Annotated in this window: 16 protein-coding genes; 6 read left to right on the forward strand and 10 right to left on the reverse strand. The window is 42.7% G+C overall.

The genetic code is table 11. The features are described from left to right. Positions 1-3: 3 nt before the first annotated feature. Both E0H79_RS12055 and E0H79_RS12060 read right to left on the reverse strand, forming a co-directional pair. Positions 4-1,851, reverse strand: coding sequence for an extracellular solute-binding protein (locus E0H79_RS12055; RefSeq protein WP_004972660.1), 1,848 nt, complete (start codon positions 1,849-1,851; stop codon positions 4-6). Positions 1,852-1,917: 66 nt separating this feature from the next. Beyond that, the gene (locus tag E0H79_RS12060) at positions 1,918-5,187 is read right to left on the reverse strand and encodes a lytic transglycosylase (protein WP_131261738.1); all 3,270 of its coding nucleotides are present in this window, start codon (positions 5,185-5,187) and stop codon (positions 1,918-1,920) included. A 212-nt stretch (positions 5,188-5,399) separates the two neighbouring features. Between E0H79_RS12060 and dnaQ the strand changes: the two genes are divergently transcribed. From dnaQ to nudC, 3 genes are all read left to right on the forward strand, one after another. Further along, positions 5,400-6,950 (forward strand): DNA polymerase III subunit epsilon, encoded by a 1,551-nt coding sequence (gene dnaQ, locus E0H79_RS12065; protein WP_131261739.1) that lies wholly within the window; start codon positions 5,400-5,402, stop codon positions 6,948-6,950. A 128-nt stretch (positions 6,951-7,078) separates the two neighbouring features. Beyond that, positions 7,079-8,722: a chemotaxis protein gene (locus tag E0H79_RS12070; protein WP_131261740.1), complete on the forward strand. Its 1,644-nt coding sequence runs from the start codon at positions 7,079-7,081 to the stop codon at positions 8,720-8,722. After that, positions 8,722-9,495, forward strand: a complete 774-nt coding sequence (nudC, locus tag E0H79_RS12075; protein ID WP_131261741.1) for an NAD(+) diphosphatase — start codon at positions 8,722-8,724, stop codon at positions 9,493-9,495. Before E0H79_RS12070 ends, nudC begins: the two co-directional genes overlap by 1 nt. A 95-nt stretch (positions 9,496-9,590) precedes the next feature. On the opposite strand, the gene E0H79_RS12080 is transcribed toward nudC, so the two are convergent. From E0H79_RS12080 to E0H79_RS12090, 3 genes are all read right to left on the reverse strand, one after another. Then, positions 9,591-10,484, reverse strand: a complete 894-nt coding sequence (locus E0H79_RS12080) for an alpha/beta hydrolase (protein WP_131261742.1) — start codon at positions 10,482-10,484, stop codon at positions 9,591-9,593. After that, entirely contained in the window at positions 10,474-11,151 is a 678-nt protein-coding gene (locus E0H79_RS12085; RefSeq protein WP_004972649.1) for a BON domain-containing protein, read from the reverse strand. The genes E0H79_RS12080 and E0H79_RS12085 overlap by 11 nt, the downstream gene beginning before the upstream one ends. 110 nt (positions 11,152-11,261) lie before the next feature. After that, positions 11,262-11,690, reverse strand: a complete 429-nt coding sequence (locus E0H79_RS12090; protein ID WP_131261743.1) for a YraN family protein — start codon at positions 11,688-11,690, stop codon at positions 11,262-11,264. A 202-nt stretch (positions 11,691-11,892) separates the two neighbouring features. Between E0H79_RS12090 and rsmI the strand changes: the two genes are divergently transcribed. Then, positions 11,893-12,735, forward strand: coding sequence for a 16S rRNA (cytidine(1402)-2'-O)-methyltransferase (gene rsmI, locus E0H79_RS12095; protein ID WP_131261744.1), 843 nt, complete (start codon positions 11,893-11,895; stop codon positions 12,733-12,735). Between the two features lie 191 nt (positions 12,736-12,926). On the opposite strand, the gene E0H79_RS12100 is transcribed toward rsmI, so the two are convergent. The 3 genes from E0H79_RS12100 to ubiH all read right to left on the reverse strand — a co-directional run bounded on the left by E0H79_RS12100 (position 12,927) and on the right by ubiH (position 15,807). Then, positions 12,927-13,175: a hypothetical protein gene (locus tag E0H79_RS12100; RefSeq protein WP_004972644.1), complete on the reverse strand. Its 249-nt coding sequence runs from the start codon at positions 13,173-13,175 to the stop codon at positions 12,927-12,929. A 176-nt stretch (positions 13,176-13,351) separates the two neighbouring features. After that, positions 13,352-14,602 (reverse strand): FAD-dependent monooxygenase, encoded by a 1,251-nt coding sequence (locus tag E0H79_RS12105; protein WP_131261745.1) that lies wholly within the window; start codon positions 14,600-14,602, stop codon positions 13,352-13,354. Continuing rightward, a complete protein-coding gene (ubiH, locus tag E0H79_RS12110) occupies positions 14,599-15,807 on the reverse strand; it encodes a 2-octaprenyl-6-methoxyphenyl hydroxylase (protein WP_131261746.1) in 1,209 nt (402 codons plus the stop codon). The genes E0H79_RS12105 and ubiH overlap by 4 nt, the downstream gene beginning before the upstream one ends. Positions 15,808-16,179: 372 nt before the next feature. Here ubiH and E0H79_RS12115 point away from each other — a divergent pair, with 372 nt between their 5' ends. Next, entirely contained in the window at positions 16,180-16,425 is a 246-nt protein-coding gene (locus E0H79_RS12115) for a type II toxin-antitoxin system RelB/DinJ family antitoxin (RefSeq protein WP_004970507.1), read from the forward strand. Further along, positions 16,415-16,708 (forward strand): type II toxin-antitoxin system RelE family toxin, encoded by a 294-nt coding sequence (locus E0H79_RS12120; protein WP_131261747.1) that lies wholly within the window; start codon positions 16,415-16,417, stop codon positions 16,706-16,708. Before E0H79_RS12115 ends, E0H79_RS12120 begins: the two co-directional genes overlap by 11 nt. A 79-nt stretch (positions 16,709-16,787) precedes the next feature. Here E0H79_RS12120 and pepP read toward each other — a convergent pair whose 3' ends face one another. Then, entirely contained in the window at positions 16,788-18,122 is a 1,335-nt protein-coding gene (pepP, locus tag E0H79_RS12125) for a Xaa-Pro aminopeptidase (protein WP_131261748.1), read from the reverse strand. Between the two features lie 93 nt (positions 18,123-18,215). After that, entirely contained in the window at positions 18,216-18,854 is a 639-nt protein-coding gene (locus E0H79_RS12135; protein ID WP_004970514.1) for a UPF0149 family protein, read from the reverse strand. Position 18,855 lies beyond the last annotated feature (1 nt).

Here is an 18,855-nt window from a genome sequence, read left to right on the forward strand (position 1 = left end):
TCGTTATTGTTGACGTAAATAATGTGCAACTTTCTTGGCTTGGGCAGCATCACTCCACCAATAATCAATTCCTGCCGATAGTTTAGGTTTGATGGCGGGCTGACGATACATATTCCAATAGGCATACCAGTTTTCACCTTTGCCATAGGTTGGAATTTGATAATACCCTGCGCGCAATAAACGATCCAAAACTTTGGTACGCACAATCAATTGTTCACGATTAGGTGCACGAATCAACTGTTGTACCACTTCATCAATCACTGGGTTTTTAATGCCTGCGTAATTATAGTTTCCTGGTTGATCTGCGGCAGCACTACTCCAAAGCTGTGCTTGCTCATTGCCTGGACTTAAAGATTGCGGCATGACACTGGTGGTCATATCAAAATCGGCACGGCGCATGCGTTCAATATATTGCGGCACATCGACATGCCGAATATTTACCGTAACGCCCAGACGTTTCATATTGCGCACAAAAGGCACTAATGTGCGTTGCAAACCATCCTGATGAATTAAAAATTCAATTTGAATGGCTTTGCCTTTGGCATCGACCAATTTACCTTGCTGAAAACGATAACCCGCTTTCAAAAGCAATTCACGGGCTTTAAGCAAGCCGTTACGGTTAAAGCCACTGGCATCAGTCACAGGATACTGCCAATTTTGCAATACGCCTTGGCGTTGAATAGGATGCAGCTTGGCCAAATAGGGTTTTAAAACAGACAATTCTGCGGCTGAAGGTGTGCCTTTGGCTTCTAATTCACTGTTAGAAAAATAACTTTGCAAACGGCGATATTGCCCATAAAACAAGGCTTTGTTTTGCCATTCAAAATCATAAGCGTAGGTTAAAGCCTGCCTAAAACGAATATCCTGAAACGCATGTCTACGGGTATTAAAAACAAAACTTTGGGTCGGAATTGGGTTTTGGTGCTGAAATTTATGCTTGACCACCATGCCCGCATTCACAGCAGGAAAACGATATTCAGTGACCCATTTTCGTGCGGTATATTCTTCATGCAACGTGTATTGCCCCGACTTAAACCCTTCGAAGGCAATATCCAGATTGCGATAATAAACATACTTCAGGCGGTCAAAATTATAGCGCCCTTTATTTACGGGTAAATCTTTGCCCCAATAATTTGGATTACGCTTATAAGTAATGCTGCGCCCTGCATCAATCCGCTCAATAAGATACGGCCCTGAACCTAAAATCGGTTCTAGTGTGATGCGGGTAAAGTCACGCTTTTGCCAGTCTTTTTTAGAATAGATTGGCATTTGCGACAAAATCAGCGGCATTTCTGCATTGTTAGTGGATTTAAAACTGACTTTAACCTGATGCTTAGACAAGACCGTGGTTTTATCTAAATCGGATAAATACATTTGCAAACCTGGATTAGACTTGGTCTGAAAAGCATCAAAACTGAATTTCACATCATCTGCTGTAACTGGGCTGCCATCACTAAATTTAGCTTTAGGATTTAAATGAAAAATGACAAATGCAGTTTGCTTGGGGTCATAGCTGACTTTTTCTGCCAATAAGGGATACATCACCCCCGGCTCATCTAAAGAACTGCTCATGAGTGAATCGAATATAAAACTCACCCCATCGGTTGAGCTGCCCTTGCCATTCATGTCATTTAAATTATCAAAAGTGCCATTACTGGCACGAATTAAATCGCCACCTTTGGGCGCTTGCGGGTTGGCATAAGGCATAGCCGAGCGCCCCACATACTGAGGCTGGCTATGTACGGCAATATAGGGCGTGGTTTGTAACGCAGCCCATCCAAACTGCGGCAAGACCACACAACCTAAAATACAGCCCAGATATTGATGTGTCTTTTTTATGGCAAATGACATGCACACAGCTCCTTGTGCAGTATTCCTGAGGATGCCGTCAAAACATGACATCCTCAGGATTAAACTTTACAGATTCGGGACTTTAATCACATCGCCAATACGCAATTGAGTATTTGGCTGCATATCATTTAAATCTGCCAATGCTTTGGTGTCGATGCCATAACGACTGGATAAGCCAATCAGCGTATCCCCACGTTTCACTTTATATTCAGTTACGGTTTTGGGAACTTGAATATTTTGTCCAATGCGTAAACCTGAACGTGGCGTTAAGTTATTTAAACTCGCCAATTCTGCAACCGACACACCCACACGGCTGGCAATCGAATTTAAAGACTCACCACTTTTAACGGTATAAGCTTCGGTGGCTTTGCTACTGCTGCTTTTCGCAGCACTTACGACCTCCGTTTTTACTTCATTCTTTGCAGCACTAGCATCGACTTTTAAGCGTTGTCCAATGCGGACATTTGCAGTACGTGAAAGGTCATTCAGCTCTGCCAAATAATTCAATTGCAATTTATATTGGCGCGCAATACTGCTTAAAGTTTCCCCTGCTTTGACCACGTGAATATCATTGGTGGTTTCAGCCACCGCTTCAACTTGGGCTTTTTTCTCAGGAACATCCCCCGTGAGTTTAAGAATTTGTCCTGCTCTTAAACCACTGTTACGGCTTAGATTGTTTAAGTCTGCAATATAGTCTTGGCTGAGATTATATTTTGTCGAAATCGCCGATAAGGTATCGCCACGTTGTACCGTATAACGCTCAGGCACATTGACACCTGCAGGCACTTTGAGGGTTTGACCAATGCGCACACCGCTTTGCGTGCTTATATTATTTAAACTGGCGAGCTCTGCCAAAGAAATTTTGGCTTGGTTGGCAATGCTCGATAAAGTATCGCCACGCTGTACTTGGTAGTTTTCAGTCGGATAGTTTGGCTCTGCTGCTTTTGTTTCTGACTTACTGGCTTCAGCTTTGCTCGCTTCCGTTTTTTGTGCAGTCACTTCATTTACAGGCACATTAATGCGTTGCCCAACCAATAAGCTACTGTTCGCGTTTAAACCTGGAGTTAAATCAGCCAATTCCTGATTTGACAAGGCATAACGGTCTGCAATCAGTTTTAAGTATTCGCCACGCTTCACTACGTAAGTTTTGGTTGCGATTTTTGCAGCCTGTTCTGCGGCTTTTTTGTCGGCTTCTGCTTTGGCTTTAGATGCAGCCGTTTCTTTTAAACTTAGACGCTGCCCTACAAATAAGCCACTGGTGGTGCTTAAGTTATTAAAATCTGCCAATTGTTTTACAGTTAAACCAAACTGACTGGCGACACCTGTTAAGGTATCATTGGCTTGCACCACGTATTGCTCAGGCATGGTTTTTGGCTTAGCAGGCTCTGCCTGTACTTGTGGCTTGGCGTCGTATAAATAAATACTGGTGCCCACATACAAAGTTGCATCTGGAGCAATTTGGTTCCACTTGGCAATATCACGCCAGTTCAAGCCATTTTTCATGGCAATACTGGCCAAGGTGTCCCCCGCTAACACGGTGTACGTGGTACGTTTGCCTTTTGGTGGTACGACCACCACTTCAGACTCCGTACGCACATAATTCTTACCTTGGTTACGCTTTGCTTCTTCTGAATCTAGGCGCGTATTTTCTGCCACACTTTTCGGGTAAGCAAAACCTTTGGTTAATTCTTTACCTTGCTGCTCTGCAACAGACAGACTGGTCTGAATAGCGGTCAGCTTAATTTTTCCATCGTATGGATCAACAATTTCAGTGCCTTGAGGCGCAATTTGTTTTAACTCAGCCACAAGTTGTTCTTGTTCTGCTTTAGAAGCCACAGGCTGCAACACTTCTTCTACAGTTTTATTGCTACCTTCTGCCTGCACTGCTGCAAGAATTTGCTCACGCTCGGTATTGGAAATTGGTGGTTCAATCCGCACAGGCTGAATATTGGCAGCAGGTGTAACAGCAACAGGAATACGCGGCGCACTTGGAATATCGCTACCCGCAGCAAATGCTGCCAAAGCGTCCGAACCTTGTGGCGTACGTGACAAACGTGTAGGCGTAGTCGTTGCTGGTTTTGAAACACTGGCTGTAGTCGATGCTGTGCTTGGTGTAGTGGTAGTTGTGACTGCCGTAGAGGCAGCAGGCTTGCCTGTAGTCGTTCTGGTTGTTGTACTGGTCGTTAACGCAGGTGGCTCAGATTTAGATGGTGTAATGGTCACACCAGAAGATGAAAACGATGGTGTGTTGCTGCTATTGCTTGCCCATAAACCGCCACCACCTTGTAGTTTTTTCAATCGTGCATCGACTGTTGGGCTTAAATCTGCAGGAATCAAAATACGCATTGGACTTTGGGTGTCAATCCGATCCCCACGATGTCCAGGGTTAAGCGAATACAGTTCGGCACGGCTGAGACCGGTAATATTGGCCACATCATTTAAATTCACCGCGCCCACATTAATTTCACGGAAGTGTGGACGGTTGGCAATTGGGGGTAAAGACACACCATAAGCATGCGGGCTTTTAATAATTTGTGCTACCGCCAAGAAACGCGGCACATAGTTCATGGTTTCTTGCGGCAGTTTTAAAGACCAATAATCGGTTGGTAAACCTGCAGCTTTATTGCGGTTAATGGCTTGTTGAATACGACCCGGGCCTGCGTTATAAGCCGCCAATGCCAATTCCCAAGAACCAAACTGATTATACAAACTGCCCAAAAACTCATAGGCAGCACGAGTCGACTCCACGACATCTCGGCGACCATCGTACATCGAAGTTTGTTTTAAGCCGTAAATACGCCCTGTACTTGGAATGAACTGCCATAAACCTGCGGCAGCTGCGCTACTGGTTGCTGCAGGGTCATAGGAACTTTCAATCACAGGTAACAACGCCAATTCAGTTGGCATACCACGACGTTCAGCTTCTTTAACCGTGTGATACAAATAACGTGACGCACGCGCACTTAAACGATCCAAATACGGTTGACGTGAAATAAACCAGCCTCGCTGCGCTTCAATACGTGGGTTCCAATGGTTTAAATCCATTTTGAAACCAACGGTCATACGCTTCCAGACATCACCGTGTTTTAAAATTAATAAACGGTCACCTTCTACCGCGCGCATATCGGTTGCAGAGAGTAAATCTTCCAGACCATCTAAAGTACTGGCATCTAAATAACCCGAACCGACCTGACTTGAAGTGAGTGGCTTGCTCGCACCCTGCGTCGAGCTACAGCCCGTCATCAAGCCAAGGGCAGCCAATGCTGAACCTAAAACTGTAATTTTTAAAAATGAAGGTAAAGTCGGCTGCCACATGCGCGTGGTTGGTTTATACATAAAAAAATCCAAACAACTCGTATATAAATTATTTTTTAGACTTGCCATTGTAGTAGAGCTAGACAACGACACAAGGCATTAATTTAGCGCGTTTCGTCTATAAATGTTACAAGAAATTAAAAAATAGACAGGATTTACACGTCTAAACCGAATTTGCGATATACAATAGCTTTTCATTTTGATTTATTTTGCACAACCTGCGGATCTGATTTATGTCTCAAACAATCACTTTATATGTTGATGGTGCTTGTCGTGGTAATCCTGGCTTGGGTGGCTGGGGTGCGTATATTGTTACTGAACAAGAAGAACATAAATTATATGGTGGCGAAGCTCAAACCACCAATAACCGTATGGAATTGACTGCAGCGATTGAAGGCATTTTATTTTGCCCAATGGATGCCAAGCTGATTATTTGGACTGACTCCAATTACGTCAAACAAGGCATTACCGAGTGGATTCACGGCTGGAAAAAGAAAAACTGGAAAGATGTCAAAAACCCTGACCTTTGGCAAAAATTAGATGCCACCTGTCAAGGGCGTGAAATTGAATGGCACTGGATTAAAGGTCATGCAGGACATGTAGGCAATGAAATGGCAGATCAGCTTGCCAATTTAGGTGCAGATCAAATTCAGAAAACCTTAACTACAAATACGGCTCAACACATTCGCCCTGCGCTCGAGCTTACCCCAAATGATAAAAAAAAAGCGGAATCTGATTGGTTGCTCGACGATCCTTTCGGTTTTGACTTGATCGAAGAAGATGTAGAAATTGAAACAAGTACGCTGCATCGTCCTGTAGAAATCGACGTACACAACAATCATCAGGTCAAGGTCGATCTTGAAATAATGCAGACGCCAACCACACGCCTAGCCACAGAAACAGAAACAGAAACAGAAACAGAAACAGAAACAGAAACAGAAACAGAAACAGAAACAGAAACAGAAACAGAAACAGAAACAGAAACAACAATTGAAACTGCAATCAATGCCGTTGAAGCCGATACAGCAGCAGTAAATGATCTTTCCAATCATCCACACATTGTGATTACCCCTGCCACGCTAAGCTTACATGGTCCACGCCAATTGATTCTAGATACTGAAACCACAGGTTTTTACTATCAAGATGGTGACCGAATTATTGAAGTCGGTGCGCTGGAAATGATTAACCGTAAACTCACGGGCAGTTCCATCCACATTTATATTCAGCCTGAAAAACTGGTCGGTGAATCAGAAAACATTCACGGTATTTCAGATGAGTTCTTAAAAGACAAACCCAAGTTTGCCGAAATTGCCGATGTGCTGTATCAATATCTTAAAGGTGCAGAAATTATTGCGCATAACGCCACCTTCGATATGAACTTCTTAGATATGGAGTTCAGTCGTGCGGGGTTGGGCAATTTGTCCGAAGTATGCGAAGTGACCGACTCACTGCTCATGGCAAAAAGTAAGCATCCTGGGCAAAAAAACTCACTCGATGCGCTCGTCAGACGCTATGAAATTCCTGCGCGTGACCGTACGTTCCACGGCGCATTACTAGATGCTGAAATTCTAGCCGATGTTTACTTGGCAATGACTGGCGGACAAGTCGCCTTTGATATGGATGCTCTGTCTGCAAGCGAAGAACAGCAACGTCAAAGTGATCGTTTAAGCATTGATATTGATCTTGCTGTGATTCTGCCATCAGAAGAAGAATTGGCTGCACATGAGAATTGGGTCAAACAATTTGAAGAAAAACACGGTAAACCTTGCTTTTTTGCCAAATAAAATCTACGAGTTTTGTAATTTTATGTATTTAAAGATTTGCCAGTTCAGTTATAGTTAAAGCAAATAGGACTTTGTGTATTTTGCAAAGAACCAACAAACAGATAAAACACTAGGAAAGGTGCAGATCCATGTCTTACCAAACCTCTATACATTTTGATCCAACTGCCTTACTGATAATAAAAAATGAGGTTGATAATTCTATCAAACTGGTTGAATCCGCAGTAAGCACCTTAGCAGAAGATCAAACTTTGCCTTTTGGGATTGATGATGCACTGAATCAGTTTGAACAGTGTGCTCAGGTTTTAGCCTTAATTGATATGGAAAGCTTGGCAAAAATTGCGCAATACTCAGCAGAGCTGATGCGTAAAATTATGGGGAATCCAAGCAATATCAACACGCTGGAAGTCATTGCACTTAGCGAAGGCACCACCATGCTCAAGCGTTATATTGAGTTTATTTGCCTACGTGAAGTTAAAATTCCACAATTCCTACTCGACACTTTAAACCGTTTAGAATTGGCATTGGGTAAACCATTGACTCAGGAAGGTCAGCATATTGAAACTTTATTGGACTGCATCACTCCAAGTTTCCAATTGCCGCAAGTGCCTTCTTTAGAAAAGTCGGCTTATGTGCATCGCTTATATAAACTGTCATTACATAAGCTGCTCAAGCAAGAAGAATCTGCCATGGATCTTCAAGCGATTAAACTGGTAGGAACGTATTTGGCAGGTTTGGCAGAACAACATCCGAGTCAGCAATATTGGGGCTTAGTACACGTTGCCTTTAACCATATTGATAACTTGTTGTTGAATGAGCCACGTTTGCGTACTTTTATTAGTATTGAGCACAATATGCGTCAATACTTTGCTACGCCAGAAAGCTTTACCGCCAGCTTGTCTGATCTTGCGAATGTGTTGAGCCTGTGTATTAGTCAAGAAGATGAAATTTCTCAACATATTCGCAGTCAAATGAATATTGGTGAAGACTTACTCACCGACATGCAGCTCCAAGTATTCAGCCGTCATTTATATGGTCCAGATTTTGACACCATGCATACCATTAGCGATTTGGTCACCACAGAAATGACACAAATTCGCAATGATATTGAATACAACTATCAAAACATGAGTCCTGAAAAAACGCTGGAATTACAAGGCAAATTAACAGAGTTAGCAAACTTGTTTAAAGTCTTGAACTTAAATGAAGCGCATTTGGACTTACAACGCCAAGCTGAATCATTAAGCCGTCCTGAATTACTCAAAGATGAAAACTTTGCCCAGCAATTAATGAACGTGATTTTATCGGCCATGAACTCAATCGGTGTGCTTGAACGTCACCACACCTCTAGCCGTTTGCAGTTACGTGTGAATAACATGAACATTTCGCTAGATCGTTTAGATGAAGCACACGAAGCCTTGCTGACTGAAACCAAGTTACTGATTGACTTAATCACGCAAACACTGACACAGCACCTACAAACTCAAAGTGTTGCAGATTTAGAGCATACTTCTGCTCAAATTCGTGAGGTTGCGGGTGCAATGTTGTTCTTAAATGCAGAAAGTGGTCAAAAAGCCCTGAAAGTCTCTGCCGATTTTGTGAAAACACAAGTTGAAGCAGGTCAGAACTTAACTGCAGAACAAGTCAACCACATCTTGGATACACTTGCCAGCGCAGATATGCTGATTGACAATTTAAAGAACAAACAGCCTGTTCTGCACAGCATGTTTAAGGTAGCATTGGACAGTAGTGAAAAATTGAAAACTGTAGCCTAATGACTGAACTCTCACTTGCATATATTTTTCAGCAACAACAACTTTTGGTCGATGAAAACTTCCAATTGCCCCGTGTGGAAAAACTGGCAAGTGACTTAAGCTTTTGCTCGGGCGATCAAGTGATTGCCCGAGACCTCCTCGAAGATGAACCAATCCCGAATGGCTTTCAATTAATTCCTATCCGACAGTTATTACAACTGTGGAACACTCAGCAATTTGAGCAAGCCAGCCGTGCCATACAGTTATTGGAATGGCGTCGCAATCATAAATTCTGCAGCCATTGTGGTCACAAAACTGAAGTGCATGCCACCCAATATGCCATGGTCTGCCCTGCTTGCGGCTATCATCAATACCCACGTGTCAATCCATGTGTGATTACTGTCATTACTCGCGGTGAAGACGAAGTACTACTGGCGCGCAATGCACGCAACAAACAGGCAATTTATGGCCTCATTGCAGGCTTTGTAGAAGTGGGTGAAACCTTAGAAGAAGCGGTACGTCGTGAAACCGTTGAAGAGGTTGGCGTGCAACTAAAAAATATTCAGTACCTAGCCAGTCAGCCTTGGCCATTCCCAAGTAATCTGATGATTGCTTTTAAAGCCGAATATGCAGGCGGTGAAATTCAGTTACAAGAAGAAGAAATTCGTGATGCGCAGTTCTTTAAATTTGATCAACTGCCTGAAATTCCCTTTAAAGGCAGTATTGCACACGCCATGATTATGCACGTGACGCAAGGCACTGCTGTTGCAGATGATACCAAAGCTTGGTTATAACTCTTGCTGTGACCCTAAATACAAAAACCGTTGCCACAAATTTGCTGCAACGGTTTTTTATTGCTACATCAACCAAACACTATGTTGAAGATCAATCAATATAACTCATCTTCCAGGGCCTGATCTAAAGCTCGCATAATTTGAGTCTTGGTCGCAAAGAAACGACTAAACAAACTAGATACCGATGCCATGACACTGACATGCCCTGTTCTTGGAATGACTATAATTTCACTATGATTGCCGTATTTCTTTAACACATGGTCGAAGTCAGTAGCATTGCTTGGCCCAACGATTTGATCCTTTTCTGCCACCAGTAAATAGTGCTTAACTGGATTCGGCTCAACAAAATAATACGGCATCACATCCTGATACGGTACATCCTGATCAAAGGCATCGGCACACAGCGGGTCATCTTTATAATCAAAATGATAAGGCCCTGCCAAACCAATAATTGCACGGATGTGATCTTTACAGCTTAAAGCATACGGCTGCGGATGGTACAACAAGGACATCACATTAAACGCCCCTGCTGAATGCCCCATCAACACCACCTGTGCCGTAGAAATACCCAGTTTGTGTTGCTGCTGAGTCAAGTAATTCAGTGCAAGGGTTAAATCATCAATATAGGTGGGAAAAATATGCTGTGGCGCGAGCTGATAGTTCATCACTGCGACATCAAAGCCTTCTTTGGCAAATGCTTCGCCCACAAAGCGATAATCCTGCTTATCGCCACGTGACCATGCCCCGCCATGCACAAAGACCATGAGTGGACGCTGCGGGCGTGGTGTTGTAGTGCGGTACAAATCCAGACGATGTCGCGCGCGTAAACCATAAGCAATATTACTTTGAACGGTATAACCCTGACGTGGGGTTAAACGGTTCAGCGCATAGCTGCCCAAACTATACAGGCGAAATTCTTCATAAATACGTTTCGCCTGTTCTAAAGTTTTATTCAGTTGTTTAAACCAGTGTTCCACATTATTGAACATGCGTCGGTTCAACCTGATCTGGGTCAATCGCGACTGGCGTTTGTGTTTCTGGAGCAACCATTGGGCTGACAAAGTTCGCGTTGTTGCTCGGCTGTAGCTCAATATTATCAATTAGGGTAATAATTTTAGTGACATTGCCCACTTGTTGTAGCACTTGGTTTAAATCCTGCAATTCTGCATTGTTCAAACGTCCCATCACATATAACACGCCATCTTCGGTATGAATACGCACTTTGCTGTCTGACACCACAGGCGCTTTCATAATCAAACCACGGGTATTTGCAGTGACCGTGGTGTCCTGCATAATGGTGCTATAGCTGATTTGATTACCCACTGTAATATAATTATGGATGGTTTTTACATCACTCATGGCACGCACATTGTCTTCTGCTAATTGTTTTAAATGGGCGTCAGGCACTTGCCCTGTCAACAACACATTGCCATGAAAACTTTCTATATTGACACGTGATTGTTTAAAACGTGAATCCAGTTTATATAAATTAATTTTTGCAGTACGTTCAATAGAGTTATCTATAAACACTTGCCCAAGTGAGCGTGCACCACTTTCTGTACCCACTGGCGCAGTGCCTGTGCCACTTGAAATAAAACTTGCACAACCCGATAAACTTGCTACACACAGCAAGGTCACTGCAATACGCTTGAACACTCAGCAAGACTCCTATTATTTTCTTTCAATTCTGGCTTGTGCTGTGCATTTCATCCTTAGATTTGCACGATCAACAATACACCGACTGATGCTTTTGCTTTAAATTTCACTCAAAGATTAATCAAGTCTGCATCAAAAGTAAAAGCATTTTCAATCCATTGCAAATCATACGGGAATTTGGAAAAGTCTTGCTGTACTGTTTTTGCAAATTGCCGAGAAAAATCAAAGCAAATCACATCAAAACGACAATAATATTCTGAATAGTGTGGATATTCTATTAAAAACTGCAGAGCGGTTTTCATAATTTTACGCTGCTTAGATGCAGACACCACTTCATAGGCTTTACCATAGCCAGTTTGTGAACGCGCTTTAACTTCTACAAAAATCAGTTGTTCTGCTTGAATAAAAATACCGTCTATTTCACCAAAAACACTGTGATAATTCTGCTCCAACATACGCCAGCCATGTTGTTGTAAATATTGCCAAGCCGTCTGCTCTGCCCATGTGCCAATGCTTTGCTGCAGTATTTTTTTATTCATGCTATATCCAATTTTTTATTTTGTTGTGCTGATCAGGCATATTATTCACTGAGGTGAGATGACGCGAGTTTCACACGTCAGACTGCAATTCAGGTAGAATAAGCGCTTGGTCTGTAACTTGCATCAGACGCAAGCCAATACTGCCGTTGTTTCGTGTTTGATTTTTTTATTTTAGTTTGTTATTTCCCACGGAGAAAACTCAATGAGTGCCCAGTTATTTGTTGTTGCTACCCCAATTGGTCACTTAGATGATATGAGCTACCGTGCAATTGATGTGCTCAAATCAGTCAGCCTAATTGCTGCTGAAGATACCCGCACCTCTGCACAATTAATGAAACATTTTAATATTTCAACTCCGCTTACAGCCTGCCATGAACACAACGAAAGTAACAAGATTGATATTTTAGTCCAAAAATTACTCAATGGCGAAGATATTGCGCTCATTAGCGATGCAGGTACGCCACTGATTAGCGACCCAGGTTTTAAACTGGTTCGTGCAGCACAAGCCAATGGTATTCGTGTGATTCCTGTGCCGGGTGCATGTGCAGCCATTGCAGCGCTCAGTGCGGTTGGCTTACCAAGTGATCGCTTTAGTTTTCAGGGATTTCTCGCTTCTAAACAGTCACAGCGATTACAACAACTTGAAAAGCTAAAAGATGAAACCCAAACCCTGATTTTTTATGAAGCACCACATCGAATTTTAGATTCAGTCAAAGATATGGCTGCCGTGTTTGGTGCAGATCGCCCTGTTGGCTTTGCCCGTGAAATCACCAAAACCTTTGAAACCATTAAAAAAATGACTTTAGGTGAATTGGCTGAATTTATCGCAGCAGATCATCATCAACAAAAAGGTGAAATTGTATTGGTGGTGGGGGGAGCGAGCGAAGAAAAAGACATGGAACAAGAAAAATTAGATCAATTATTGCAGCGTTTATTGCAAGATTTATCGGTAAAAGCAGCATCACAATTGGCGGCTGATCTAACAGGGATTAAAAAGAAAATTGCCTATCAACGTGCATTGGAATTAAGCCAAGCAGCCGAATAAGCCGATTGAGCAATAACAGTGATGACGATCATCGCGCATAAAAAAAGCATCACCCTTTATACAAGGTGATGCTTTTTTATCTTGAAGTGATAAACATTAGAGCAGCCTGCATAGTAAGCATCCCGCCCTAACTCACTCAACAGTTCAACGAATAAATTCAATCAACAAGTTCAGCAAGCACGTTCAACAGATTAGTCGCGCGCAGACTCATCTGGTGGCACTTCGGTAATTTTTCCGCCACGCGCCAAGAATGCAGCCACTTCATCTTCCAATGCCTGACGCTGTTTTAGTTTGGCAGTTACAGTGAGAGTTTCTGCTTCTGCAAGATCACCATCTACAGCACCTTCTTCTGATTCTGCTGCACCTTTTTCAGCCGCTTTCGCTTCATCTTCGTCTACAGTTGAATCTTCTACATCATCGTAATCGTTCATGTCCGTCATCTTAATCTCCCCACAAATGACTTCAATTTAGTCCAAGTGAAAACTGGTTATGAATTACGATGAAATTTAGCAATCTCTTGGCCTTTCGCATAGAGTCTAGATTAAAAAAAATGTATCTTTTTTAACCAAATTCGTAATCAGGTATGTATGACCGTACAAAAAACGACTGTTTTGCTTTAAACCGCGTAGCGTGTGTCTTTAAGCAGGCTTAATCCACTGGCTTGTGACATAAAGGCATCTTTTAACGCAGGCAGCTGCTCCACCTGTTTTAAACCAAAGTTACGTGCCCACACCACAGGGAATAAAGTGGTGGTTTCCATCCAGCCAATCGCAGACATACTATGCATCATGGCATCATTTTGTCCTTTACGACGATGCTCGTAACGCTTTAAAGTTTGCTCATGCGCCCAAACACCACGTTTGAAATCATTCAACAACACATCGCACAGTACGGCTGCATCCAGACAACCAATATTCACGCCCTGCCCTGCAAGCGGATGAATTACATGCGCGGCATCACCAATCAATGCCAGCCCCTCTTGCACATAGCGCTGCGCTGCACGTGCTTTCAGTGGGAAAATAGCACGTGGGGTTGCCTCTAAGACTTCCCCAAGCATGTGATGACTTTCACGGGTCAAGAGTTGAGTAAAATCGGCATCATTCAGTTTGGCATATTCTTCGGCATAGTCATCAGGCAAAGTCCAAACAATCGACTGCCAATGCCCTTCCTGCTCGGCGTGTAAACTTGCCATCGGTAAATAGGCCAAAGGACCAGTTTCTAAGAAAATTTGACGTGCAACATGCTGATGCGGCTGCGCAGTACGAATTGCACAGGTTAGACCTGCCTGACGATAATCCAACACATCAAAATCAATAAAGGCTTGTTCGCGCACAAAGGAGTTAGCACCATCTGCGCCAATGACTAGCTTAGTCTGTAATTGTGTACCATCGGCCAAATAAATGTGCCAAACGCCAACACCACGCTCTAAACGGGTCACTTTGACTTGCGTTCGATAATCTTGCACTTGTTGCAACATTTGCTGCTGAATCGCTAGATTTAAAATGCTTGGCTCGACCATTGAACCCAGAGCCTGCTCAATAGCGGGTGTACGTTCGTTACTTGCCCCAAAGTTAATTTCGCCATAGCCATTTTTATTCCAAACCTGCATGCCGCTATACGGCATATGTCGCGCCAGTTTAGACCAGACATTGACTGTTTTTAACAGGTGGATGGTGGCCTGACTTAAAGCCAATACACGCGGATTGGCAACTGCAAGGGTTTTCTCTGCATCTAAAATAGGTGCGGCATCTAAAACTGTAGCCTGCACACCCCCTTGTGCCAATAAAAGTGCAGTTAAGCCTCCCACCAAGCCGCCACCAATAATGACGACATCTAACACTTGCGTTTGTTGATTTGCTGTGATCATGCTTTTAACCCCATGGCATAATTGGCGACCAAAGGTTTAATGCCTGGAATGGTATCAAACGCGACTAAGCCTGTATTACGCATAAATTTCAGGATTGGGTTTTGATTGCTAAATCCACGTACCACGCTGTCACAGAATTTAATGACTCGCTGTTGATCTTTCAAACGCGATTGTTCATAGTCACGCAGCATTGCAGCATCGCCTAAATCTGCTGACTGTGCCGCCTGTTCGGTGAGATAACGCAATAATACGTAAGCATCTCGCATACACAAGTTAAAGCCCTGCCCCGCGACTGGGTGAATGGTATGCGCTGCATTACCCATCAGTACAACGCGACCAACCGCCTGTTTTTCTGCCAGAACTTGTGACAATGGAAAACTAAAACGACGTCCTGTTTTTTCAAACTTCCCTGCACGATCACCATAGGCTTGTTGCAAGGCATTTAAAAAGTGTTGATCATTTTCATCGCCCATCCATTCATGTTCTGTCCCTTTTGGCACAGGCCACACCACAGAACGGCGATATTCACCTGGCAGGGGCAGCAACGCCAAAGGCCCTAAGTGACTAAAACGCTCAAAACCCACATGCGCATGCGGCTTGGAGGTTTGCACTGTGGTCACAATCGCTACTTGGTCATAATCATGTTCCGATGCACCAATGCCCAAGGCTTTACGGCAGAAAGAATCACGACCATCGGCAGCAATCAGTAGTTTGGCAGCAAGCTGTAATTGTTCCTGACCACGTACCGCTTCAATATAGGCAAAATCTGCATCTTGTTTAAGACTGGTGACCTGCACACCATCAATCAATTCAATCAAAGGTTGTTTACGCACTTCGGTCAGTAACACCCGACCTAACCATGCATTTTCAATCACCTGACCAAAGCTTTCGACTTTTTCTTGTTCGGCCAATAAACGTGCCTTGCCAAAACTACCTTGTTCGGTAATTTGAACTTCTAAAATAGGCGTAGCATGTTCTTGCAAGGCATCCCATAAACCTAGCTCTTGGTAAATTTGTACGCTGCGACGCGACAAGGCACTGTTACGTGCATCAAAACTGGAATGATACGGCGCAAGGTTAGCATCGTCATAATTGGGGTATTGAATCGCTTCTAGCAACTTTACTGCAATGTTTGACTTAGCCAACATCAAGGCTAAGCTTAGCCCGACCATACCACCGCCTACAATGATCACTTCTTGTTGCATGCCTTGATCCTTTTTATGAGGTATTCGACTTCAAAAGATTCAATCGAAATACGTATAATCTGTAATGGATTTTATCTTACCGCAAAGTCATTTATTTTTATAATGAATTAGTGTTGAAGCTATGGAAGATGATTAGACTTCTTGCAAATGTCCAATTCAAACTATAATTATTAGTCCCTCATCTTCTTGCTCCGAGCCATGTATGACACAAGAGAAGATAAATTCAATACTTAGTATTATTGATGGCTGATGATTGATTTTAGAATAAGCTCAACGATAAAAATGATCTCACATAATGGTTATTATACAAACTATCTTTGTAATGCATATTGCATTACAATATTTCCATACATTCAATAACTGAGAGAAGTGATGGCTACTGTTAATTTCAGGGTCGATGAAGCCCTTAAAGAAAAATCTTATTCAATCCTTAAAGAACAAGGTATCTCACCTACCGATTTCTTTACCAATATTCTTGAATATGTGGCAACGACTGGAAAGCTTCCAGTACAGAAAGCCTTACTTTCAGAAGAAGATGCTGAACTATTAGCACTTGTCCGTAAACGCATGAATGATCCTAAAGAGATGTTTGAGGAAGTCACATTAGATGACTTATAAGCTTTTACGTCACAAGGACTTCACTGCAGAATGGGAAAAGCTTCCGAGTGCTATTCGCGACCAATTCAAGAAAAAACTAGCCAAAGTCATTGAGCAGCCACATATTCCAAAGAACATGCTTAAAGGTGATCTTGCTGGCTGCTATAAAATCAAATTATTAAAAGCGGGCGTCCGACTTATTTATCAGGTCAAAGATGATCAGGTCGTTATTTTGCTCATTACCGTTGGAAAGCGTGCTGATAGTATTGTTTATAATGAAGCAAAAAAGCGGATAAAAGACTAAAAATTATTTACATACTCAAAATTTACACGCGCTTTCTAATAAAAAAGCTGATCATCTGACCAGCTTTGATTAAGTTCAATTAAGCAAATTTGGCTTTCGCCATCAATGCTTCAATCTCTTCCACGGTTTTCACCACTTTTGAAGTCAGATTCAATGGCCCATTCGCAGTCGCCACAATATCATCTTCAATACGAATGCCTATGCCACGCCATTGAGCATCTACCGTTTCATCATCTGGCGCAATGTAAAGACCTGGCTCAACGGTCACCACCATACCTTCCTCATAAACACGCCAGTCTTCACCATGTTTATAGCTGCCGACATCATGCACATCCATACCCAGCCAATGCCCCGTACCGTGCATATAAAACTGACGATAACTTTCTGAAGCAATAATTTCTTCTAAATTGCCCTGCATAATGCCTAGATCAAGCAAACCTTGCACCAAAATACGCACCGCAACATGGTGTGGCTCTTTATAAGAGTTACCAATTTGCACAGCTTCAATTGCAGCAATTTGCGCATCCAATACAATGTTATACAGTGCTTTTTGTTCTGGGCTGAATTGACCATTCACGGGAAAAGTACGGGTAATATCTGAGGCATAGCACTGATATTCACAGGCAGCATCAATCAGGACTAAATCGCCATCTTTAAGCACTTTATCATTTTCAACGTAATGCAAAATGCAGGCATTTTCACCACCACCGACAATACTGTTATAGGCAGGTACGCAGCCATTTTTACCAAAAATGTAATTCAGTTCAGCTTCTAGCTCATATTCCATCATGCCTGCTTTTACTGTTTGCATGGCACGAGTATGCGCTTCAGCACTGATATTTGAAGCAATTTGCATCAACTCTAATTCAGACTCAGTTTTATGCAAACGCATTTCATCCAGCAAACGATCTAACTGAACAATTTTGGCAGGTGCAGTATTGCCTTGACGATGTTGTGCATCAGCTTGTTGGTTCCATGCCGCAACACGTACATCAAATTCAGTCTGCTGCCCTAAACGATAATACAACGTGTCTTTATTGACAATTTTGGCGATGATTTCTGCATCTAATTGCGCAATTGCAAAAGACTCATCTGCCTCAAACAACTCAATTGCGCCTTCTAGCCCTGCACGATAACCATTCCAGATTTCCATTTCACGGTTACGTTCACGGCAGAACAACGTGTAGGTATAACCTTCATCAATTGATTCATAGGTTTCAATCACCGCAACTGCTTCAGGTTCGGCAAAACCTGTTAAATAGAAAAAACTGCTGTCGGCACGATATTTATAATCTGCATCACGATTACGCATTGCCACAGGACTGGTTGCAATAATTGCGACACTATTAGGCCCCATCAGTTCTGCAAGTTGATCACGACGTTCTTTAAATTCGACTTGAGTCAGTTTTTTCATAAATACGGTCTACATATATAAAATGATGAAAATATGATTGTTGTAATGACTTAAAGCACCTTACACCGACATGCTTAGGCACACAACGCCCGATTAACTCGGACGGTGTGGCGTAAACATTTCAACAACAGCACTTGCGTTTTGTGTGGTTTGTGCAGTTTGTTGACGCGACTTAGCATGTAAGTTTTGCAATAAAGAGCTTTCTTCTACTGGTACTTTTTTACGCCCAACAGATAAACTCACAGGAATCAAACGTACAAATTCATACAATTCCTGATAGCTTTCTTCGCCTTCTTCGTCATTGTCTGAATCTTCAAATTCAACCGCAGCAACATCTTGTAAATGCTCAATCAGTTCGATTTCATCTGAACGAATATGCCCAGAAGCCAAACCAAAACCAAGCACAACGCCTGCACACCAATCTGCCAAAGCTTGCACACGTTCTTGTAAAAGATGTTCATCATCTGGCAATAACGGCAGATAATCTAACTCATCTTCAGACAAAGCATGTGCGACATCTTCCGATTCATCGGTTAAAAGTGACAGTGCGGCTGGCTCTAATTCTGGCACATTGAGGGTTTCTAAAATCTGCTGCCACTCGGTTTCAGTTGGTGCATTTGTCACACAAACTATACCTGTCAGCAAGCCATGTAACTCACTTGGGCTTGAAATTTCTTCAATGTTAGAAAAATTGCGGAACCATTCCGACCAACCTGAAATATCGTCTTGCATT

Origin of the sequence: Acinetobacter sp. ANC 5045 (genome assembly GCF_004331005.1) — a bacterium.
GTDB lineage: Bacteria > Pseudomonadota > Gammaproteobacteria > Pseudomonadales > Moraxellaceae > Acinetobacter > Acinetobacter towneri.

Excerpts from the sequence above, each read along its gene's own strand:
- E0H79_RS12080 (WP_131261742.1), bottom strand. The coding sequence starts at position 10,484 with ATGTTCAATAATGTGGAACACTGGTTTAAACAACTGAATAAAACTTTA.
- rsmI (WP_131261744.1), top strand. The coding sequence starts at position 11,893 with ATGAGTGCCCAGTTATTTGTTGTTGCTACCCCAATTGGTCACTTAGAT.
- nudC (WP_131261741.1), top strand. The coding sequence starts at position 8,722 with ATGACTGAACTCTCACTTGCATATATTTTTCAGCAACAACAACTTTTG.
- E0H79_RS12100 (WP_004972644.1), bottom strand. The coding sequence starts at position 13,175 with ATGACGGACATGAACGATTACGATGATGTAGAAGATTCAACTGTAGAC.
- E0H79_RS12090 (WP_131261743.1), bottom strand. The coding sequence starts at position 11,690 with ATGAATAAAAAAATACTGCAGCAAAGCATTGGCACATGGGCAGAGCAG.
- pepP (WP_131261748.1), bottom strand. The coding sequence starts at position 18,122 with ATGAAAAAACTGACTCAAGTCGAATTTAAAGAACGTCGTGATCAACTT.
- E0H79_RS12070 (WP_131261740.1), top strand. The coding sequence starts at position 7,079 with ATGTCTTACCAAACCTCTATACATTTTGATCCAACTGCCTTACTGATA.
- E0H79_RS12135 (WP_004970514.1), bottom strand. The coding sequence starts at position 18,854 with ATGCAAGACGATATTTCAGGTTGGTCGGAATGGTTCCGCAATTTTTCT.
- dnaQ (WP_131261739.1), top strand. The coding sequence starts at position 5,400 with ATGTCTCAAACAATCACTTTATATGTTGATGGTGCTTGTCGTGGTAAT.
- E0H79_RS12060 (WP_131261738.1), bottom strand. The coding sequence starts at position 5,187 with ATGTATAAACCAACCACGCGCATGTGGCAGCCGACTTTACCTTCATTT.
- E0H79_RS12105 (WP_131261745.1), bottom strand. The coding sequence starts at position 14,602 with ATGATCACAGCAAATCAACAAACGCAAGTGTTAGATGTCGTCATTATT.
- E0H79_RS12115 (WP_004970507.1), top strand. The coding sequence starts at position 16,180 with ATGGCTACTGTTAATTTCAGGGTCGATGAAGCCCTTAAAGAAAAATCT.
- ubiH (WP_131261746.1), bottom strand. The coding sequence starts at position 15,807 with ATGCAACAAGAAGTGATCATTGTAGGCGGTGGTATGGTCGGGCTAAGC.
- E0H79_RS12055 (WP_004972660.1), bottom strand. The coding sequence starts at position 1,851 with ATGTCATTTGCCATAAAAAAGACACATCAATATCTGGGCTGTATTTTA.
- E0H79_RS12120 (WP_131261747.1), top strand. The coding sequence starts at position 16,415 with ATGACTTATAAGCTTTTACGTCACAAGGACTTCACTGCAGAATGGGAA.